Raw genomic sequence first — 20,134 nt, forward strand, 5'->3', positions numbered from 1 at the left:
GGCGAGGTGGCCGGGGCAGGAGCCACCGGCTGATCCGGATGGTGCCAGCGGGGGAGCACGATCATGGTGAACAGGCGTACGGCGTTGCGGGCGGGTGTGGTCGCCGGGCTGGTGCCGGCGACCGGGCTGATCTCGGCGGCGCGGTCGGCCGGTGCGTCGGTCAGGGCGGTGCCGGTGCCGGCCGACCCGGACCTCGGGGTCGCGGTGCCGCCGGCACAGTGGGAAGCCCTGCAGCGGCGGCTGTCGCCGGAGGCGACCCTCTACCGCCGGGGCGGGGCGAGCTACGAGGCGCTGAGCATCCCGTACAACCACCGGTACGCCAGCGTACGGCCGGCGGCGATCCTCACCCCGGGCGTTGCGGACGACGTCGTGGTGGCGGTCGACTGGGCCCGTACCGTCGGGATGCCGCTGGTGCCCCGGTCGAGCCTGGGCCACAACTACGCCGGCTACTCCACCACGAATGGCTTACTGATGGTGATGAGCCGACTGCGTGGGATCAGCATCACGCCGGACCCGTCGCCGCCGCCACCGCAGTCGTACGGGCCGGTGCAGGTCACCGACGACGCCGGGACGGTCACCGTGGCGGCCGGCGTGGTCAACGCCGACCTGCTGCCGCTGCTGCGCGAGCAGGGCGTCTTCGTACCCGCCGGCCGGTGCCCGACGGTCGGCGTGGCCGGCCTGGTGCTCGGCGGCGGCATCGGGTTCAGCGACAAGATGTTCGGCCTGACCTGCGACCGGCTCGTCTCGACGGAGCTGGTGCTGGCCGACGGCACCGTGACGACCTGCGACGAGACCGTCGACCCGGACCTGTTCTGGGCCTGCCGGGGCGGGGCCGGCAACAACTTCGGGGTCAACACCTCCTTCACCTTCCGGTACGTACGGCTGCAGGGGCTGGTGACGTTCTTCCGGTTCCGTTGGGCGGCGGACGCGGTGGTGCCGGCCCTGGCGGCGCTGCAGGACGTCGCCGCCGGTCGTCTCACCGACCGCCGGTTCGACTGCCGCATCGGTGCGGGCACGACGCTGGCCGGCGGCGGCCAGCAGGTGTACGCCGACGCGCTGGGCCAGTTCTACGGGTCCGTCGACGAACTGGTCGGGATATTCGAGCCGGTGTTGCGGGTCGGTACGCCGGCCGAGCGGCAGGCCAATCTGGACAGTATCCGGGCGGTGCCGCCGGCACAGGCGAGCGTGCTGCTGTCGGCGGACACGCCGATGCAGCAGTTCGCCGTGAAGTCGGCGGCGTTGCCCGAACCGTTGGACGAGACGCAGCTGCGGGCGGTGGTCGAGGGCCTGCGGAGCTGGCCGGGCAGCCGCAACCCGGACGGTGCCGGGATCGCGTTGTTCTGCCTGGGCGGGCGGGTCAACGAGGTGCCGCCGGACGCGACCGCGTTCGTGCACCGCGACGTCATGTTCATCATGGCGGCCGAGGCGACCTGGGCCGACGACGACCCGCCGGAGGTCGGGGTGGCGAACGGCATCTGGCTGGCCGAGTTCTTCGACGAGGTGTTCGCCGGCTTCCCGCCGGCGGGGGCGTACCAGAACTTCCCGGATCCGCACCTGGCCGACTGGCGGCACGCCTACTACGGCGGCAACTACGCGCGGCTGGTCGAGGTGAAGCGCAAGTACGACCCGACCGACTTCTTCACCTACCCGCAGGGCATCGGATCCTGTGGCTCGGTCGACGGCTACACCACCGAGTGGTGCCCCCGGTGACCGGCGCGTGAGCCGACGTGGCCCGGCCGACCCGCAGCGGGTCGGCCGGGCCACCTCGACCGGGTCTGATCGATCAGGTCCGGTCGGTCGGATCTGGCCGGTGGTCGGATCTGGCCGGTCGAGCTGGATCAGGCGAGGTCGAACCGGTCGAGCTCCATGACCTTCACCCACGCCGCGACGAAATCGGCGACGAACTTCTCCCGGGCGTCGTCGCTGGCGTAGACCTCGGAAAGGGCGCGCAGCTGCGAGTTGGAACCGAAGATGAGGTCGACCGCGGTCGCCGTCCACCGCACCTTGTCGGTGGCCAGATCGCGGATCTCGTACACGTGCTCGCCGGACTCGGCTGCCTTCCACCGGGTGCCCGGGGACAGCAGGTTGGTGAAGAAGTCGTTGGTGAGCACGCCGGGCCGGTCGGTGAGCACGCCGTGCTGCGCACCGCCGACATTCGCCCCGAGCGCCCGCAGCCCACCGACGAGCACGGTCATCTCCGGCGCCCCCAGGCCGAGCATGTAGGCCCGGTCGATCAGCAGGACCTCCGGCTGGGTCTTCTCGCCCGGCCGCAGATAGTTGCGGAACCCGTCGGCGCGCGGCTCCATCACCGCGAACGACTCGACGTCGGTCTGCTCCTGGCTGGCGTCGGTGCGGCCCGGGTGGAACGGCACGGTCACCTTGACACCGGCATCGTCCGCCGCCTTCTCGACGGCGGCCGAACCGGCCAGCACGATCAGGTCGGCGAGCGAGATCTTCGCCCCGCCGGCCGAGTTGAACTCCTGCTGGATGCCTTCCAGGGTGCCCAGCACCGCCGCGAGCTGCTCCGGCTGGTTGACCTCCCAGCTGCGCTGCGGTTCGAGTCGAATCCGGGCGCCGTTGGCGCCGCCGCGCTTGTCGGTGGAGCGGAAACTCGCGGCCGACGCCCAGGCGGTGCCGACCAGCTGGGCGGTGCTCAGACCGGAGTCGAGGACCTTCGCCTTGAGCGCGGCCACGTCGGCGTCGTTGACCAGCTCGTGGTCGACGGCCGGTACCGGGTCCTGCCACAGCTGGGCCTCGGGCACCCACGGCCCGAGGAAACGGCTGACCGGGCCCATGTCGCGGTGCAGCAGCTTGTACCAGGCCTTGGCGAAGGCCAGCGCGAACTCGTCCGGGTTGGCCAGGAAGTGGCGGGAGATCCTCTCGTACGTCGGGTCGACGCGCAGCGACAGGTCGGTGGTGAGCATCGTCGGCTTGTGCTTCTTCGCCGGGTCGTGGGCGTCCGGGATGATCGCCTCGGCGTCCTTGGCCACCCACTGCTTGGCACCGCCGGGGCTGGTGGTCAGCTCCCACTCGTACCCGAAAAGGATCTCGAAGAAGCGGTTGCTCCACTGCGTCGGCCGGTCGGTCCAGGTGACCTCCAGTCCGCTGGTGATCGTGTCGCCGCCCTTGCCGCTGCCGTAGCTGCTGAGCCAGCCCAGGCCCTGCGCCTCCAGCGGCGCGCCCTCGGGCTCCGGACCGACGTGGGCGTCGGCGTCGCCGGCGCCGTGGGTCTTGCCGAAGGTGTGGCCGCCGGCGATGAGGGCGACGGTCTCCTCGTCGTTCATCGCCATCCGGGCGAACGTCTCCCGGATGAAGTGGGCCGCCGCCAGCGGGTCCGCGTTGCCGCGCGGGCCCTCCGGGTTGACGTAGATCAGACCCATCTCGGTCGCGCCGACGCCGGTCGTCATCTCCTTCTCGGACAGGTACCGCGCGTCACCCAGCCAGGTGTCCTCCGGGCCCCAGAAGATCTCCTCGGGCTCCCAGACGTCCTCACGGCCGAAGCCGAAACCGAAGGTCTTGAAGCCCATCGACTCCAGGGCGACGTTGCCGGCGAGCACCAGCAGGTCGGCCCAGGAGATCTTCTGGCCGTACTTGGCCTTGACCGGCCACAGCAGCCGGCGGGCCTTGTCCAGGTTGGCGTTGTCCGGCCAGCTGTTCAGCGGGGCGAAGCGCTGCCCGCCGTCGCCGGCACCGCCGCGGCCGTCCTCGATCCGGTACGTGCCGGCGGCGTGCCAGCTCAGCCGGATCATCAGCCCGCCGTAGTGGCCGAAGTCGGCCGGCCACCAGTCCTGCGAGGTGGTAAGGACCTGGACGATGTCCCGCTTGACGGCCTCGACGTCGAGCTTGGCGAACTCGTTGGCGTAGCTGAAGCCCGCGCCCAGCGGGTTGCCCTTGGGCGAGTGGGCGTGCAGCACGGACAGGTCGAGCTGGTTGGGCCACCAGTCCCGGTTGGTGCGCGGCCGGCCGCCCGTCTTCGGGGTCGGCGAGTCGATCGCCGGGTTCTCGCTCTCGCTGCCGTGTGCGGTCACCGAGTCGTGGGCGACCGGGCAGCCGGCCGCCGCCATCTTGTCCACGCCCTGTGCGCTGGCGGGACCGTTGGCCTGGTTGTCGCTCATTTGTTCCCTTCCGGAGGTCGGATCACGAAGCGATACGTTCGGTTGGAGCGGTGCGTTCGGGTCGGGTCGGGTCGGTGCGTTCGGTCGGGTCGGTGCGTTCGGTCGCGCAACCGGGGCAGGTGCCCCAGAAAACGACCTCCGCCTCGTCGACCACGAAGCTGTGGTCATCCGAGGGGGTGAGACAGGGGGCGGACCCGACGGCGCAGTCGACGTCGGCGATCACACCACAGAATCGGCACACGACATGGTGGTGGTTGTCCCCGACACGCGTCTCGTAGCGGGCGGTCGCGCCGGCGGGCTGGATGCGCCGCACCAGACCGGCGTCGGTGAGGACCCGGAGCACATCGTAGACCGCCTGATGGGACACGGTCGGGTGATTGGCACGCACCAGGGCGAGCACCGTGTCGGTGTCGACGTGCGGGTGGTCCTGCAGCGCGGCGAGTACCGCCAGTCTCGGCCGGGTCACCCGCAACGAGGCCGCCCGCAACTGCGCCTCGAGGTCGGATGTCACGGAGCCACGATAGGCTCTTTTCTGGAATGGTTCAAGTTTCAGTGCGGAGTGCCACCGCTCTGTTGTCTTTCAGTGAAACCGCAGGTCAGAGCAGCAGAGTCAGGCAGCGGACGGCCATCATCGTGGCCGACTGGTGCACCGGACGTCCCGAACGTCTCACACCGCTGCGGACGTTGCCCGGACGGCGTACCGCTGCAGGGTGACGCCCGCGTCGAAGGACCGGTGCGTGACGACGGTGGCGCCACCGACGCCGATGTGCCCGTCCGCCTGCGCGAACCGGCCTGACACATGCCCCCAACCGATCGGATGTGCGACTGCGCGGCTCCGACGCTCGGGGAGGTGGTGGCAGGTCGCAACGGTCGCCGGCGGGCGCGTCGGACGCCCGCCGATGGCATGCCCTCCGCTCCCGGTAGCGGTTCCTGACGACCTTTGCGCTGACCGTAAGTGCTCGTTACAGTTCATGCATCGGTTGGCGTCAATCACGGGGGTGCCAATGGCTGGCGTACGCACGAACGTGTCGCAGCGAGGTCGGGCCGGGGTGTTGGTGGCCCTGGTAGCCGTTGCAGGGCTGGCGGTGCCGGTCCGGGCGGACGCGAATCCCACCGGTCCGCCAACGCTCGCCTCGGCCGTTGCCGCGACGCCACCAGCGCCGCCGGCGAGCATCAGCTCCACCGACTACCCCGATGACGGGGTGCCACACGGTGGCATCGGGTTGCCCGGCACCTTCGGCGTGACCGCGCCGACGACCCGACCGGACGAGGTCACGGAGTACGCGTACAGCTTCGACCCAGTCCTGATGACGAGTGCCGAGACCGTTGCGGCGCGGCCGACGGACCATGGCGCGTCGATCACCGTGGCACCGCCGCACGACGGCATCAACGTGCTCCACGTGTGGTCCAAGAATCACCTGGGACAATTCTCCACCCCCGCTACGTACTCGTTCAGTGTCCGGGCCGGCTCCGGCCCGGCGGCCGAGTGGACGTTCGAGGAGGCCGGGCCGACCGCTACCGACGTCACCGGCCACGGCAACGATCTGATCGTCGGGGCGTCGGCGAGCAGGGTGCCCGGCCGGGCGGGGGTCGGCACGACGCTGTCGCTGCCAGGCGCGACCGCGGCTACCCTGGCCGGCGCGATCAACACACCGCACCCCGACACCGGTGTTCCGACGTCGGTCCGCACCGATGCGAGTTTCACCGTCGCCGCCTGGGCCAAGCTCGACTCGACCTCCGGAAGCGGTGTGCAGACCGTGGTCAGCGCGAGTGGATCCCGGGTGTCCGCCTATCACCTCGGCTACGCCGCCGGAGCGCAGCGGTGGCAATTCACCATGGCCTCGGCCGACACCGACGACAGCACGCTCCACAGCGTGCTGTCCGACGCGATGCCCACCGTGGGCAAATGGACCCATCTCGCCGGGGTGTACGACGCGTCGAGCAGGAACCTGACGCTCTACGTCAACGGTGTGTCCCAGGCCGCGACCGCGAGCCTGATCGGGGGATTCAACGCCGCCACGGAGGTGTCCGTCGGCAAACGCAGATGGAACGGTGCCGACGACGGCTTCTTCGTCGGTGCCACCGACGACGTACGCTTCTACACCTTCGTCGAGACCCCGGCGAACCTCGCCGAGCTCGCTGTTCCGCTGCCGCCGGTGATCACCTTTCCCAACGGCACCGACGCCACCGCCGGCGGGCAGCTCGCCGTACGTTTCGACGCCGGCGGCGACACGAACGTGACGAAGTTCCGCTACAGCGTCGGCGGCACCGGGCTGGGTGGCACGGTGAACGCGGACACGGCGGGCGGCACCGCGACGGTGACCATCGACGTCGGCAGCGTCACGGGACAGTGGCCCATCTACGCGGTCGCGGTGGACGACGGCGATCGGGTCAGCGACATGAGTCAGGGCGCGTTCACGGTGGTGCCGGCGGCCCTGCTGTCCGGCACGGTGTGGAACGAGTTCTTCCTGCCGCAGCCGGGCGTCCTGATCGAGTTGCAGCCGGGCGGACACCAGACCGTCTCGGGCCCCGACGGCAGCTATGCGCTGACCGGCTTCCCACCCGGCCTGTACACCATCACCGCCAGCTACGGCAGCTGGTGTGGTGAGGTGTTCAACGGGCCGATGGAGATCGACGGCCAGGGCACTGTCCTCGACATCTATCTCTTCGCGATCGCCGCCGACCTCGGCCAGACCTGCCAGTGACCTTCCGCGACCTGGACCACTGTGCTCCGGTGGAGCTGGCCGGCACGATCACCCGGGTGGCCGGGCGTCGAGCGCCGCGACCCTGCGTGGCCCGGCCGTCCGCCGGTAGCTGGCGTCGAGCAACTCGCCGATCTCGTCCCAGTCGGTCTCGTCGGTCAGGTCGATCCCGACCCACCCGGAAGAGCCCAGGTACGCCGGCACATAACAGCGGTCCTCCCGCAACAGCGCCTCGCGCTCGCCCGGTTCGATCAGCACGAGCACCGACTGGTCATGCTGCCGATAGGTGCCAGCGACCTTCACCGACCCTCCGTAGTAGGCGAAGACCTTGGTGGTGAAAAAGGCGGGCCGCCCGTGCGAGACCTTCTCGGCCGCGTCGGGCAACGCCAGGGCGAGCGCCCGCACGCGGCCCAGGAGCGGGTCCGCCTCGTCGAACATGATCGGATGTGCCATGCCGGAGGGTAAACACATCCCGCCGCGTAGCACCTGCCGCCACGACGCGCAGACGCCCGCAGGTGTCTCGGATCCGGCACCATGTGCATCGTGTTCATCCGCCTTCGTCCGCCGACCTGGCAACGTCTGGTACCGATCGTGGCGCTCGCCACCACATCGGTGATCTTGACGGCGGCTGCCGTTGCTGACGGCGGTTGGACCGGCTGCACCGGCATTTCCGGTGCGGCCGTCGTGCTGGCCGGCGCCACGCGGAGCTCGGCCCTGCGCGTCGAAGTCGATGCGGATCAGGTGGTACTGGTCAACTGGCTCCGGGCCGTACGGCTGTCCTGGACGGAGATCGACCGGTTCGGCCACGACGACGACGGCCTCTGGGCGCGCCGTGGCGACGGCAGGGTAGTGCGCGCCTCGGCCTTCCACCACGGTCCCTACGCGCTCGGCTTTGCCCGGCGGCCGGCCATGGTCGCCGCCGCTCGACTGGAAATGATCCGCAGGCAACGGCAACGACGCGGGTGAACCACGTCGGCTTCCAATATGGTCGGCACCCAAGGCACCTGGCGGCATGGGACTCCGATGCCCGCGAATGCTCGACTGCTGCCCGGCGCGCCAGCCTCGCGACCATCCTGGTCGGCGACGACGACGCCAGCGCCGGCTACCTCCGCCTCAAACAGCGACAAGCCGCCGAGCTCGGCTTCGACTCGCCGCACCGGCATCTGCCCGCCGACGCCACCCAGGACGACCTGCTCGACGTGATCGCCGGGTTCAACGCCGGCCACCGGGTGCACGCCGTCCTGATCCAGTACCCGATCCCGGGCCATCTCGACTACGACGCCGCGCTGCAGAGCCTCGACCGGCAGCGTGGTGCCGGCCGCCGCGTCGTCGAGCTCGGCCAGCAGGTCCGCCGCCCAGCGGGTGACCGCCACCCACGGCAGCTCGCCGCGCCGGACCGTGAGCAGCCGGTCCCGCAGCTGCCCGACGTCAACCAGGACCTCGCCGGTACGCAGCACGTACGCACCGGCGGTCAGCAGCCGGAGCATGTGAATCGCCTGCTTGTGGTTAATCTCGCCGGTCCGGTCGCGGCGGGCCCTCACCCGGTCGAGCTGGTCGCTGGCGTAGCCGCCGTACGTCTGGGCCAGCCGTTTCGACAGGAACGCCTGCCGTGTCGCCCGCAGCCGCTCGCCGTCTGCGGTGAGCGTTTCGACCAGCGGGACCAGAGTACCTCCAGGCCGGTCGGATTGCCCTGCAGAGCCAGCGTGCAGAACCGTTCGAACTCCCAGGAGAACTGGTCCGGGGCCGGCCCGCCAGATGGGCGGGCGGCCGTGCCGCCGCCGGGCACGGACGTCATTGCCCGCACCGCGTCGTCGTCCCGGGCCAGCTTGTCGTGGTTGACCACCGCAACGGTCAAGCCGGCTTCCCGGGCGGCTCGGGCGTCTGGCGCGAAGTGCTCGTCCGGGCGGTCGGCCGCAGCGGGTCGCCGGGCACCAGGAGCATCGTGCGTCCGATGCTGCCCGACTCGACGGTGCCGCCTCCAGCGGTTAGCTGCGTCGATGTGAGGCTGGGATACCTTACGAGGCGGTCTTAACGTATCTCAGCCTCACATCGACGCAGCCTGCCGGACGTCAGGTCGTGAGCCACTGGCGGATGGTGGAGAAGTCGGCGTCGGTGAGGCCGATTCGCGGGTTGACACGGTGTGGCAGTCGGCAGCAGCGGCGGGCGAAGCACGCGGCCAGCCGCCCGAGCGCGAAGGGGATCAGTGCCCCGTCGACGTCGAGGAAGACGTACGGGCGGTTGGCGGGCACGGGTGTCGTCGGAAGGCAGACCGATCGCGTCAGCGGCTGGACACCGTGGTGAGGAACGTGGTCCAGGCGTCGGTGGGGAAGAGGAACACCGGGCCGTGCGGGTCCTTGGAGTCGCACGGCGATCGTGCCGCCGGCCAGCGTGGCCACCTCGACGCAGTCCGAGTCGGCTGGGCGGGCTGAGCTGGGGCGACGGCGACGGGGTCTGGAACCACGCCGACCTGTCGTACGTCTGCCGTGACCGCTGGGGTGGGGCCACCGCCACCACCGCCGTCCCGGAGGGGCAGATGGCAGACTGGTGGCGGTAGCCGCCTGGCGGTTGATCCGCCAGTAGGCGTGGCCGTCCTTGGTCATGTACGACGGTGGAGCGAGGCGGGGCACCGGTTAACAGAGCATGGGTGAAGGGAACCGTGGCGACAACGGATGGGCAGCCGATGGTCGTGGCGGTGTGCCGCGACGGCGAGCACCGGTTCAGCAAGAATGTCGCCGACGAGATCAACCTGCTGGCCGGGCTGGGGGTGGCCGGCGACGCGCACGCCGGGGTGACCGTGCAACACCGCTCACGGGTCGCCCGCGACCCGACCCAGCCGAACCTGCGCCAGGTGCACCTTATCCACAGTGAACTGCATGACGAGTTGCGGACGCAGGGCTTCGCCGTCCAGCCCGGCCAGCTGGGGGAGAACGTCACCACCCGCGGCCTGGATCTGCTGTCGTTGCCCCGGGGCACGGTGCTGCGGCTCGGCCCGCACGCGGCCGTCGAGGTGACCGGGCTGCGCAACCCGTGCCAGCAGATCAACGCCTTCCGTCCCGGCCTGCTCAAGGCGGTCCTCGACACCGACGCAGACGGCGGTCTGATCCGCAAGGCCGGAATCATGAGCGTCGTGCTGGCCGGCGGGCCGGTGCGCCCTGGTGATGCGGTCACCGTCGAGCTGCCGGTCCCGCCGCACCTGCCACTGGACCGGGTATGACCAGCGGACTTACCTCTCAGTGGATCCGGCGGCCGTGCGCGTCCGGGACGCCGGACTTGCGGAAGAAGTACGTGTTGATCTGGTCGCGCCACTCTCGCGCCGAGCGGACCTGCTCGTCGAGCCGGTCGGCGACCCGGGCGTACAGGGCCGGGTCGAGGCCGGCGTCGGCGAGCCGCTGCCAGTGCTCACGCATTGTCGCCGCCTCGTCGGCCCCGGCGAAGTGGGTGTCGTAGATGTGCTGGATCACCGTCGAACCGCTGCGCAGGACGTGGCCGTACGGCACGTGGTGGAAGAACAACAGCAGCTCGTCGGGACAGTCGGCGATCGACTCGTACACGTCCGCCCAGGGCTTCGGGTACTGGCCGGCGAAGCCGGTGCCGGCGGCCCGGGTGCGGTCCACGCCCACGCCGTCGCGGTCGGCGAAGTGGTAGGTGCCCCACTGGGTGTACTCGTACCCGTCGACGGAAGGGCCGTAGTGGTCGGCGGGGCGGACCATGAAGCCGACACCCAGCGGCGCGGTGTACCGCTCGTAGGTGCGCCACGAACCGTCCATCATCGCGTGCAGCACCCCGCGGACCAGCGCTGGATCGTCGACGGTGTCGGCCGGGAAGGTCAGGCTGATCCACTCGTCGAGCAGCACCACCGGGTCGGCCGCCGGCTCCCAGGCGAGCCGGCCGAAGGCGTACAGGTTGGCCTGGGCCAGTGGATGCCCGCACCAGAACGGGTCGTCGCCGACGTTCGACACCGCGACCAGGCTGCCGCCGTGTTCGGCGATGCCGGCGACGGTCGAGCCGGCGTCGCCGGTGAACGGGCCGTCGCCGTCGCCGTCGAAGCGGAAGCCGAGCACTTCGCTCCACAGCGGACCGAGGTAGCAGACGTGCAGCTGGTGACCGGTGTACTCCTGCGTCACCTGCAGCTCGACCGCCAGCCGGGTCGCCGGCATCGCGCCGATCACCGGTGACACCGGCTCGCGTGCCTGGAAGTCCATCGGACCGTACTTGACCTGCAGGATCGCGTTGTCGTGAAACTGGCCGTCGAGCGGGGCGAAATGGTCGTACGCCGCCCGCGCCCGGTCGGTGGAGCGGTCCCGCCAGTCCTGCCGGTGGTTGTAGACGAACGCCCGCCAGTGCACCACCCCGCCGTACGGGGCGAGCGCGTCGGCGAGCATGTTGGCGCCGTCGGCGTGACTGCGCCCGTACGCGAACGGGCCGGGCTGGCCTTCCGAGTCCGCCTTCACCACGTACCCGCCGAAGTCGGGCACCGCGTCGTAGACCCGCGCGGTGGTGGCCGCCCACCAGGCGCGTACCGACTCGTCGAGCGGGTCGGCGGTGGGCGGCCCGCCGAGCACCATCGGTGAGGCGAAACTGACCGACAGGTGCAGCGCGATCCCGTACGCGCGGAAGATCGCGGCGATCGTGGCGACGTCGTCGAGCCGGTCGGTGAGCAGCCGTGCCTCGGTCCGGCCCACGTTGACGTTGTTGACGGTGATCGCGTTGATCCCGGTGGCGGCGAGCAACCGGGCGTACGTGCGCAGCCGGTCCAGGTCGTCGGTGAGCGCGCCGGCCCGCCAGAAGATCGATCCGCCGGCGTAGCCGCGCTCGATCTGGCCCATCAACGGGTTCACGTCGACGTTGTCCCAGTGGTTGAGCATCCGCCGCCGCACGGCGGGCCGGTGCGTCCGGGTCGCCCGATCGTCGGTGACCGGGTCGCCGGTGAACGCGGACCCGCCGAGCCGGACCAGGTGGAACAGTCCGTAGAGCAGCCCGGCCGGACCGTCGGCGGTCACCGTGGTGATGCCATCGGCGCGGCCGACCGAGTAGCCTTCGTCGCCGAGCCCGCCAGGCTCGCTGGTCAGTCTCAGCATCAGATCGGTGTCGTCGTCGACCGACGACCGGGTCACCGTGCCGCCGAAGCGGTAGCAGGCCGCCCGCACCTCGGCGTACACGGTGTCGATGAGCGGGCTGTCGCTGGTGGTCGCGGATATCACGGTGCGGCGCGATCCGATCGCGCGGAACGCGTCCGCCGGCAGCCACGCGGGATGGAGATTGGTCTGCATTGCAACTGTCACGTGGATCCTCCCCAAGCTGGGGATATTCTTCCTGATCTGTACGTCAAGCGCAGCCCCGGTCGTGGGGTGCCGGCAGGCGCTGGGGTACCGGCACACACACCGACGGCTGGCGCAGGTGGCGCCGATCGGTCACCCTGGCGGCGTGGATCTCGACGACACCCAGTCCCTGGTCACGCTGCTCAGCGGCCTGGCGATCCTGGTCGGCCTGTTCGGCGTGGTCGTCCCGGTGCTGCCCGGCCTGCTGCTGTGTTGGGCGGGGGTGCTGGGCTGGGCGATCTTCAGCGACGCGGGTGGCGGCAAGTGGCTGATCGTGCTCGCGGCCACCGCGGTCGCCGTCGGCGGCACGCTGGTGAAGTACCTCTGGCCAGGCCGTGACCTCAAACGGGCCGGCGTGCCGACCAGGTCGCTGCTGATCGGCGGGTTGCTCGGGCTGGTCGGTTTCTTCGTCATCCCGCTGCTCGGGCTGGTGATCGGGTTCGTAGCCGGGGTCTGGCTGGCCGAACGGCAGCGACTCGGTGACTTCGCGCTGGCCTGGCCGGCGACGAAGCGGGCGGTGCTGGCGGTCGGATTGGCGATGCTGATCGAGTTGGGTGCCGCGCTCACCATCGGCGGCCTGTGGGGGCTCGGCCTGTTTGTGACGTGACGTCTCGTCGGGCACCGGCTGTCGTCACGGGCGCCAGGCCGACCGGCGCAGCAGCCGCATGCCGTTGAGTGCCACCAGCACGGTGGATCCCTCGTGGCCGGCGACCCCGAGTGGTAGCGGCAGGTGACCCAGGATGTCCCAGGTCGCCAGGACGGCGATGACGGTGCCGGCGATGACGAGGTTGGCGACGACGTAGCGCCGGGCCCGGCGGGCGAGCGCGACGACCGCCGGGACAGTGGTCAGATCGTCCCGGACGATGACCGTGTCCGCGGTCTCCAGGGCCAGGTCGGCACCGACGCCGCCCATCGCGATGCTGGTGTGGGCGGTGGCCAGCGCCGGCGCGTCGTTGACCCCGTCGCCGACCGCCAGCACCCGTCGGCCGGCGGCCTGCAGTTCCCGGACCGCGGCGACCTTGTCCTGCGGCAGCAGGCCGGCCCGCACCTGGTCGATGCCGACCTCGTCGGCCAGCCGCCCGGCGGAGCGCGCGTTGTCGCCGGTGAGCAGCACCGGTGCCCGTCCGGTCAGGGCGCGCAACGCGGCGGTGACCGCTGCCGCGCCGGGTCGTAGCTGGTCGGTCAGTGCCAGCACGGCCGCCGGGGCGCCGTCGACGGCTACCACCACGGCGGTCTGCCCGGCCGCCTCCACCTCGGCGGCCAGTTGCCGGGCCAGGCGGACGGCGGCGGACGGCGGCGGGGCGGCGTCGCCCGCCGCCGACAGCAACTGGGCCGGACTGGCCACCGCGACCCACCGGTCACCGACGCGGGCGGTGACGCCGCGTCCCGGCAGGGATACGAACTCGTCGGCGGGTGTGACGGGGAGTTCGCGGTCGCGTGCGGCGCAGACCACGGCGGTGCCGATCGGGTGCTCGCTGGGCAGTTCGGCGGCGGCGGCCAGCGCCAGCAGCCGGTCCGCGTCGTCGGACGTCGGCGTCCCGGGTACGAGATGGACGGCCGTGACCCGGGGGCGCCCCTCGGTGAGGGTGCCGGTCTTGTCGAACGCCACCAGATCGGCCCGGCCGAGGCGTTCGATCACGCCGGCCGACTTGACCAGCACGCCGTGCCGGCCGGCGGTGGCGATCGCGGCCAGCAGCGGTGGCATGGTCGCCAGCACCACGGCACACGGCGACGCGACGATCATGAAGGTCATCGCCCGCAGCAACGCGTCGGTGAAACTGTCGCCGAAGGCGAGTGGGATGCCGAACAGGGCCAGGGTCGCTACCACGACCCCGACCGAGTAGCGCTGCTCGATCCGCTCGATGAACAGCTGCGTGGGCGCCTTGGTGGCGGCAGCCTCGTCGACCATGGCCGCGATCCGGGCGACGACCGTCTCGTCGGCTGGCGCACTCACCCGTACCCGCAGCGTGCCGGTGCCGTTGAGGGTGCCGGCGTACACGTCGTCACCGGGGCGGCGGTCGATCGGCAGTGGCTCGCCGGTGATGGTGGCCTGGTCGACTTCGCTGGTCCCGTCGATCACCTGCCCATCGGCGCCGATCCGCTCGCCGGGCCGGACCCGGATGACGTCGCCGACCCGCAGCGAGGTGGTGTCCACCCGGTGTTCGTCGGGACCGTCGGGACCGTCGGTGATCCGGGTGGCCTGCGGTGGGGCCAGGTCGAGCAGGCTGTGCACCGCGTCGGCGGTACGCCGGGTGGCGAGCGCCTCCAGTGCGCCCGAGGTGGCGAAGATGACGATCAGCAGGGCGCCGTCGAAGACCTGGCCGACGGCGGCGGCACCGATCGCGGCGACCACCATCAGCAAATCGACGTCGAGGGTGCGTTCGCGCAGCGCCCGCAGTCCGGACCAGCCGGGATCCCAGCCGCCGGCCGCGTAGCAGGCCAGGTAGGCGGCCCACCAGCTCCAGGCCGGTGCGCCGGCCAACTGCAGCGCGCCACCGATGGCGAACAGGCCGGTCGCCGCCGTCGCCCAGCGGACTTCGGGCAGTGACCGGATCGGGGTACGGCGGGCGGCGTCGGCCAGGCGTTGCGCGCGTGACGGTGACGGGAGCACCGGCGTTTCGGTCAGCACGGTGATGACAATACTTGCGTAGCTATGCAGGTATGCAAGTTGGCAGCTTGAGATAGGCTCGCCGGCATGCACACCTCGATCCCGGACTTCCGGATGCCGGTCGAGGAGCAGGTGCACCTGGCCGCCGAGACGTTCCGCCTGCTCGCCGACCCGACCCGGATCAAGATCCTCTGGGCGCTGCTGCAGGGCGAGTCGTCGGTCGCCTGCCTCGCTGAGCTGGTTGGAGCGGCCCCGACCGCGGTCAGTCAGCATCTCGCGAAACTGCGGCTGGCGGGGCTGGTGCGCGGCCGTCGCGAGGGCACTTTCGTCTACTACTCGGCCGCCGACGTGCACGTCCGGCAACTGCTGGCCGAGGCGCTGTTCCACGCCGATCACGCCGATCGTGACCTGCCCGACCATGAGGCCGGAGACCGAACGGCCCACCGCCACCGCTGATCGGCGGCTACCCGGACGGCCCCGCGTGGTCGTGGCGGGCTGTGTCGAGGCCGTCGATAGGTGAGCCTTACCATCCTAATGAAAACGGCTTCCGTTATCTTCTGGGCCAAGAAGAGAGGAGGCCGTCCGATGGCCGTACCGAAGCGCCGTACCTCGCGGTCGAACACCCGCCACCGCCGTGCCCAGTGGAAGGCGGCGGTTCCGACGCTGGTCACCTGCCCCTGCCCACGACAGGAGAAGATCCTGCCGCACCGGGCCTGCGGGCACTGCGGCCTGTATCGGGGTCGCCAGGTCGAGGATCCCAAATGACCGTCGGTGACGCCGACGACCGGCTGCCGGTGACGGTGCTGTCCGGTTTCCTCGGCGCGGGCAAGACCACCCTGCTCAACCACGTCCTGGCAAACCGGGAAGGGCTGCGGGTCGCGGTCATCGTCAACGACATGAGCGAGATCAACATCGACGCGGCCCTGGTACGAGACGGCGGCAGCCTGTCGCGTACCGAGGAACGCCTGGTCGAGATGACCAATGGCTGCATCTGCTGCACGCTGCGCGACGACCTGCTGGTGGAGATCGCCCGACTGGCCCGGCAGGGCCGGTTCGACTACCTGGTGATCGAGTCCAGTGGTATCTCCGAGCCGCTGCCGGTGGCGGCGACCTTCGCCTTCGGCACCGACGACGGTGGGGTGCTGGCCGACATCGCCCGGCTGGACACCATGGTCACCGTGGTCGACGCGCCGCACCTGATCGCCCAGTTGCGCGCCGGCGAGTCGTTGGAACAGCGCGGGCTGGCCGCGTACGACGATGACGACCGCACCATCGCCGACCTGCTGGTCGACCAGATCGAGTTCGCCGACCTGATCCTGGTCAACAAGACCGACCTGGTCGAGCCGGACGAGTTGGCGGTGGTCGAGGCGCTGGTCACCCGGCTGAATCCAAAGGCCCGCCAACTGCGGACGGTGCGTGCCGAGGTGCCGCTGAGCGAGGTGCTCGATACCGGACGGTTCGACCTGGACGCCGCGGAGACCGCACCGGGCTGGGTCGCCGAGCTCAACGGCGAGCATGTGCCGGAGACCATCGAGTACGGCATCAGCAGCATCGTCTACCGGGCGGTCGCGCCGTTTCATCCGCAGCGGCTCTGGGACCTGTTCGCCGAGCTGGACACCTTCGGCGTCGTGCGGTCGAAGGGGTTTCTCTGGCTGGCGACCCGCCCGCACGTGCAGGCACTGTGGTCACAGGCCGGCCCGTCCGCCCGGTGTGACCCGGCCGGCGTACCGGTGGCCAGTTCGGGTGAGTGGCCGGACGATCCGGCCGAGCGGGCCGATCTGGCTGCCCGGTGGGATCCCGTGTTCGGCGACCGCCACCAGGAGCTGGTGTTCATCGGGATCGGGCTGGCCGCCGACCGGCTCCGGACGGCACTGGACGGTTGCCTGCTCACCGAGGTGGAGCTGGCGGTGGTCGGCGGAGGACCGACGGGCGGCCTGGACGCTTGGCGTGAGCTGCCCGATCCGTTCCCCGAGTGGGACCTCGACGAGTTCGACGAGCATGGACACGTGCCGGGCCGGTCGGCGCATGCTCCGTCCCACCCGGACCTGCCGGCGGTGATGACGTCGGTGGACTGAATGCACATCGCCCCCTATCCGGACTAGCTGAAAACGATTATCATTGCTCCCCGGTGGCCCACTAGGGGTCATCGGGAAGGAGTCTGTCTCGTGTTGACCGCAACCCGCAGTCGGGCCGCAGCCGCACTGGTGACCGGGGCCGCGATGGTCGCGGCGCTGACCATCGCGGCCGCGCCGGCGCAGGCGCAGGGCCTCACCGTGCCGGTCGTCCTGCATGAAGGACATGTCGACGTCATCGAGGTGGAGTACGAGGACGGCGAGCTGGAGCTCGGTGTGCACGACGACACTGTCGAGCCGCCAGCGCACCGTGCCCACGACGATGTGATCTTCGTCGCCAAGTCCGCGGCGAAGACCACAGTGCCCAGCGATCCGGCCTTCGGTTTCCTTGGTGCCGCCGGCTCGCCGGTGTGGATCCTGCCGCAGATCGAGGACGAGGACCTGCTCTTCGCCGGCCTGGCCGCTGAGGAGCTGGAAACCGGCGTCTTCGCTGACGACACGGTCCAGCTGACCGTGCAGCAGTTGATCAGCGCGCCCAGCTCGGCCGAGATGGCGATCTACATCGAAGACCTGTTCGGGCAGCCCACCGTGCTGGCCAACAGCCGGGACGGCCTGCCGGACGTCATCGACCTGTCGGTCGGCGACCACACGCACGTCAACTGGGCGTTCAGCAAGGCCGGTGTCTACCTGCTCAAGGTCAAGGCCAGCGCCACGCTGGCCGGCACCTCGACCGTCGTCGAGTCCGATTCGGTCTGCCTGAGATTCGTCGTCCTGCCCTGAGACAAGCCCGTGATCGGGAGGGAGCAGTGTGATGAACATCCGTACTAGTCGGTGGCTGGCCGGCGGTGTGTCCGGCGTGTTGGCCGCGGTGCTGGCCGTCGGCGTGCCCGCGCCGGCACAGGCCACGGTCGTCGAACTGACCAGCGGCCACGTCGACATCCTCTACGTCAAGCACACCGCCGGTGGGCCGATCGAGGTCACCGTCGGTGACGACACCGGCTCGACGCTCGTCGAGCGGGACCCGTCCACCGTGGTCTTCGTCGTGCCGCCGGCCGCCTACACCGCGGTGCCGGGTGGGACAACCTGGTCGTTCCTCGGTAGTGGTGGGTACGCCTACGTCCTGCCGCAGACCAACGTTTCCGGCCTGCTCTGGGCCGGCTGGGACACCAACGGAATCGCCAGCGGGGCCCTGCAGTTCAACCGGGTCACGTTCAAGCTGACCGACGTGCAGGGGCCGGGCGGGTTCAGCATCTTCACCGCCTCCGGTAGCACGCCCACCGTGTTGTTCGACAGCGGCAACGGGTTGCCGGACAGCATCAGCGTCCCCCGTACCCACGCCCACCCCAACTGGGGCTTCGACGTCGCGGGAACGTACGTGGCGACCTTCGAGGTCAGCGGTGTGCGTACGTCGAACGGACAGACCGTGAGCACCACCGAGGAGTTCACCTTCGAAGTCGGTTGATCCGGTCTTCGGGCTGAACCCTGGTCCCTCGGCCCGGTCGGTGCCCTCGTGGCCCGGCCGGGCCGTCGGGCTAACATGACAACGGTTATCGTTTGCCTGGTACCGTGCTGCCCACGAGTCGTCAGAAGGTGGTGAAAGCGTGCGCGTGGTGCGATGGCTCGTCGGACTGGTGCTGCTACCCGTCGGTCTGACCGGCGGCGGAGCGCTTGCCGGTTGCGTTGCGAACGACACACTCAGCGCCCACGACGATCGGGTCCAGGCCATCACCACCACCGGCATCCTGCGTGACCTGGTGGGCCACGTCGGCGGCGACCGGGTCGTGGTCAACTCCCTGGTCCCCGACAGCGCCGACCCGCACTCCTACGAGCCGTCCCTGCGTGACGTGCGCGACATCGTCTACGCCGACGTCGCCTTCAGCAACTACCTGCTGCTCGAGGAGCAGGCGATCATCAAGGCACTCGACGCCAACCTGCGTGACGGCGTGCCGAACGTGTCGCTCGCCGAAGGCGCGGTCAAGTACGCCGCCGAGATCATCCCGCTGGTCGAGGACGTCGCACTGGACACCATCTGGCTCGGCATGCGGGTACGCGGGACCGGTGCGACCTACGACGCGACCCGGACCTCCGACGTGCTGCTGCAGGGCACCGCGGCGACCGGTCCCGGCACGATGGCCGCCTACCTCACCGAATCGTTCGGCAACCCGAGCATCTACGTCAATTCGGCCGACGGCTTCGACGCCGCCAGTGGCTTTCGGGACGACACCGCGACCCTGCCACCGGACGCGCACACCCACATGAGCTGGGTGTTCACCGAGCCGGGTGTCTACCGGCTGACCATGGCGGCGCAGTTGGCCGTCACCGCGCAGACCCGCCCGATCGCGCTCGGCGAGCAGACCTTCACGTTCGCCGTCGGGGTCGACCCGCACAGCGTTCCCGGCATGGCCGGTGCCACCGTGCTGCGGGGCGGCCACGCCGACATCACCGTCGACCTGGACGCCGTCGCGCGCGGCGAGCCCGCCCTCTACCTGCTCACCGACCCGCACGGCAGCGCCGAGGTGCCCGGCGGCGGTGCCGAGGTGCCCGGCGGCGGTGCCGACACCCACCAGCACGAGCACGACGTCCCCGACAACGTGCACGATCCGGCCGACACCGTGATCGAGGTGCCCAACAAGGCGCTGGCCCAGGTGCCGGCGGACCGGGCCTTCCGGTTCCTCGGCCGGCCCGGCACCGAGATCTACCAACTGCCACAGGCGGTGCTCGGCAGGCACGTGCACGGCGAGATCGACCCGCACCTGTGGCAGAACGTCCGCAACGCGATCGCCTACGTGGAGCTGATCCGGGACACCCTGATCGGTGTGGACCCGGCCGGCGCCGGGGACTACCGGCGGCGCGCCGAGGAGTACATCGCCGAACTGACCGCGCTCGACGACTACGTGCGGGACACGATCGGGCAGATCCCGCCGAGCCGCCGGCACCTGATCACCACGCACGACGCGTTCGGCTACCTCGGGGCGGCGTACGACGTGCAGATCTCCGGGTTCGTCACCCCGCACCCGGCCGCCGAGCCGAGCCTGGCCGACCGGCGCCGGCTCACCGAGACGATCCGCAACCTGCGGGTGCCGGCGGTGTTCCTGGAGCCCAACCTCCGGTCGCGTTCGTCGACGCTGACCGAGATGGCCGACGCGCTCGACGTGCGGGTCTGCGAGATCTACGGCGACACCTTCGACGACCGGGTGACCGGCTACGTCCAGATGATGCGGTTCAACGCCGAGTCGCTGCGGGACTGCCTGACGCCATGAGAAGGCCCGACCATCCTGTGAGGAGGCAGCTGTGAAATCGTTCGGCCTGTCGGCGGCCG

At 70.5% G+C, this 20,134-nt stretch carries 19 protein-coding genes and 2 pseudogenes; 12 read left to right on the plus strand and 9 right to left on the minus strand.

Annotated elements, in window-relative coordinates; genetic code table 11:
• The first annotated feature begins 63 nt into the window (after window positions 1-63).
• A complete protein-coding gene (locus tag ACN27F_RS24705) occupies window positions 64-1,710 on the plus strand; it encodes an FAD-binding oxidoreductase (protein ID WP_421437409.1) in 1,647 nt (548 codons plus the stop codon).
• 128 nt (window positions 1,711-1,838) lie between these two features.
• Here ACN27F_RS24705 and katG read toward each other — a convergent pair whose 3' ends face one another.
• From katG to ACN27F_RS24720, 3 genes are all read right to left on the minus strand, one after another.
• Window positions 1,839-4,115: a catalase/peroxidase HPI gene (gene katG, locus ACN27F_RS24710; protein WP_421437411.1), complete on the minus strand. Its 2,277-nt coding sequence runs from the start codon at window positions 4,113-4,115 to the stop codon at window positions 1,839-1,841.
• A 22-nt stretch (window positions 4,116-4,137) separates the two neighbouring features.
• Window positions 4,138-4,626, minus strand: a complete 489-nt coding sequence (locus ACN27F_RS24715; protein WP_421437413.1) for a Fur family transcriptional regulator — start codon at window positions 4,624-4,626, stop codon at window positions 4,138-4,140.
• A gap of 156 nt (window positions 4,627-4,782) precedes the next feature.
• Window positions 4,783-4,914: a hypothetical protein gene (locus tag ACN27F_RS24720; RefSeq protein ID WP_421437414.1), complete on the minus strand. Its 132-nt coding sequence runs from the start codon at window positions 4,912-4,914 to the stop codon at window positions 4,783-4,785.
• Window positions 4,915-5,119: 205 nt separating this feature from the next.
• On the opposite strand from ACN27F_RS24720, the gene ACN27F_RS24725 reads away from it, so the two are divergent.
• A complete protein-coding gene (locus ACN27F_RS24725) occupies window positions 5,120-6,820 on the plus strand; it encodes a LamG-like jellyroll fold domain-containing protein (protein WP_421437416.1) in 1,701 nt (566 codons plus the stop codon).
• Between the two features lie 48 nt (window positions 6,821-6,868).
• Here ACN27F_RS24725 and ACN27F_RS24730 read toward each other — a convergent pair whose 3' ends face one another.
• Window positions 6,869-7,270, minus strand: coding sequence for an MmcQ/YjbR family DNA-binding protein (locus ACN27F_RS24730; protein WP_421437417.1), 402 nt, complete (start codon window positions 7,268-7,270; stop codon window positions 6,869-6,871).
• A 138-nt stretch (window positions 7,271-7,408) separates the two neighbouring features.
• Here ACN27F_RS24730 and ACN27F_RS24735 point away from each other — a divergent pair, with 138 nt between their 5' ends.
• Window positions 7,409-7,783: a hypothetical protein gene (locus tag ACN27F_RS24735; protein WP_421437419.1), complete on the plus strand. Its 375-nt coding sequence runs from the start codon at window positions 7,409-7,411 to the stop codon at window positions 7,781-7,783.
• Window positions 7,784-7,821: 38 nt separating this feature from the next.
• Window positions 7,822-8,118, plus strand: a pseudogene (locus ACN27F_RS24740) (tetrahydrofolate dehydrogenase/cyclohydrolase catalytic domain-containing protein); the annotation flags it as partial.
• Here ACN27F_RS24740 and ACN27F_RS24745 read toward each other — a convergent pair.
• The 3 genes and pseudogenes from ACN27F_RS24745 to ACN27F_RS24755 form a co-directional block, all read right to left on the minus strand.
• Window positions 8,119-8,587 (minus strand): annotated as a pseudogene (locus tag ACN27F_RS24745) (DNA polymerase beta superfamily protein); the annotation flags it as partial.
• A gap of 299 nt (window positions 8,588-8,886) precedes the next feature.
• Window positions 8,887-9,066: a hypothetical protein gene (locus ACN27F_RS24750; protein ID WP_421437420.1), complete on the minus strand. Its 180-nt coding sequence runs from the start codon at window positions 9,064-9,066 to the stop codon at window positions 8,887-8,889.
• 29 nt (window positions 9,067-9,095) lie between these two features.
• Window positions 9,096-9,278 carry a DUF397 domain-containing protein gene (locus tag ACN27F_RS24755; RefSeq protein WP_421437422.1) on the minus strand — a complete coding sequence of 61 codons (183 nt, stop codon included), beginning with the start codon at window positions 9,276-9,278 and terminating at the stop codon, window positions 9,096-9,098.
• Between the two features lie 195 nt (window positions 9,279-9,473).
• Between ACN27F_RS24755 and ACN27F_RS24760 the strand changes: the two genes are divergently transcribed.
• Window positions 9,474-10,031, plus strand: coding sequence for an MOSC domain-containing protein (locus ACN27F_RS24760; RefSeq protein ID WP_421437423.1), 558 nt, complete (start codon window positions 9,474-9,476; stop codon window positions 10,029-10,031).
• Between the two features lie 16 nt (window positions 10,032-10,047).
• On the opposite strand, the gene ACN27F_RS24765 is transcribed toward ACN27F_RS24760, so the two are convergent.
• Window positions 10,048-12,099 (minus strand): alpha-glucuronidase, encoded by a 2,052-nt coding sequence (locus ACN27F_RS24765; protein WP_421437425.1) that lies wholly within the window; start codon window positions 12,097-12,099, stop codon window positions 10,048-10,050.
• Window positions 12,100-12,241: 142 nt separating this feature from the next.
• Between ACN27F_RS24765 and ACN27F_RS24770 the strand changes: the two genes are divergently transcribed.
• Window positions 12,242-12,742, plus strand: a complete 501-nt coding sequence (locus ACN27F_RS24770; protein WP_421437426.1) for a DUF456 domain-containing protein — start codon at window positions 12,242-12,244, stop codon at window positions 12,740-12,742.
• Between the two features lie 24 nt (window positions 12,743-12,766).
• Here ACN27F_RS24770 and ACN27F_RS24775 read toward each other — a convergent pair whose 3' ends face one another.
• Window positions 12,767-14,764: a heavy metal translocating P-type ATPase gene (locus ACN27F_RS24775; RefSeq protein WP_421437428.1), complete on the minus strand. Its 1,998-nt coding sequence runs from the start codon at window positions 14,762-14,764 to the stop codon at window positions 12,767-12,769.
• A 66-nt stretch (window positions 14,765-14,830) separates the two neighbouring features.
• Between ACN27F_RS24775 and ACN27F_RS24780 the strand changes: the two genes are divergently transcribed.
• The 6 genes from ACN27F_RS24780 (at window position 14,831) to ACN27F_RS24805 (ending at window position 20,075) form a co-directional block, all read left to right on the plus strand.
• Window positions 14,831-15,199: an ArsR/SmtB family transcription factor gene (locus ACN27F_RS24780; RefSeq protein WP_421437430.1), complete on the plus strand. Its 369-nt coding sequence runs from the start codon at window positions 14,831-14,833 to the stop codon at window positions 15,197-15,199.
• Window positions 15,200-15,328: 129 nt separating this feature from the next.
• Window positions 15,329-15,508, plus strand: coding sequence for a 50S ribosomal protein L32 (gene rpmF / locus ACN27F_RS24785; RefSeq protein WP_421437432.1), 180 nt, complete (start codon window positions 15,329-15,331; stop codon window positions 15,506-15,508).
• Entirely contained in the window at window positions 15,505-16,818 is a 1,314-nt protein-coding gene (locus ACN27F_RS24790) for a GTP-binding protein (protein WP_421437434.1), read from the plus strand. The genes rpmF and ACN27F_RS24790 overlap by 4 nt, the downstream gene beginning before the upstream one ends.
• A gap of 90 nt (window positions 16,819-16,908) precedes the next feature.
• Complete coding sequence (locus tag ACN27F_RS24795; protein WP_421437436.1) at window positions 16,909-17,595, plus strand: choice-of-anchor M domain-containing protein; 687 nt, start codon at window positions 16,909-16,911, stop codon at window positions 17,593-17,595.
• 31 nt (window positions 17,596-17,626) lie between these two features.
• Window positions 17,627-18,277: a choice-of-anchor M domain-containing protein gene (locus ACN27F_RS24800; protein WP_421437437.1), complete on the plus strand. Its 651-nt coding sequence runs from the start codon at window positions 17,627-17,629 to the stop codon at window positions 18,275-18,277.
• A gap of 169 nt (window positions 18,278-18,446) precedes the next feature.
• Window positions 18,447-20,075 carry an anchored repeat ABC transporter, substrate-binding protein gene (locus ACN27F_RS24805; protein ID WP_421440423.1) on the plus strand — a complete coding sequence of 543 codons (1,629 nt, stop codon included), beginning with the start codon at window positions 18,447-18,449 and terminating at the stop codon, window positions 20,073-20,075.
• The last annotated feature ends 59 nt before the right edge of the window (window positions 20,076-20,134 follow it).

It is taken from the genome of Solwaraspora sp. WMMB335, from assembly GCF_049179075.1.
Taxonomy (GTDB): domain Bacteria; phylum Actinomycetota; class Actinomycetes; order Mycobacteriales; family Micromonosporaceae; genus Micromonospora_E.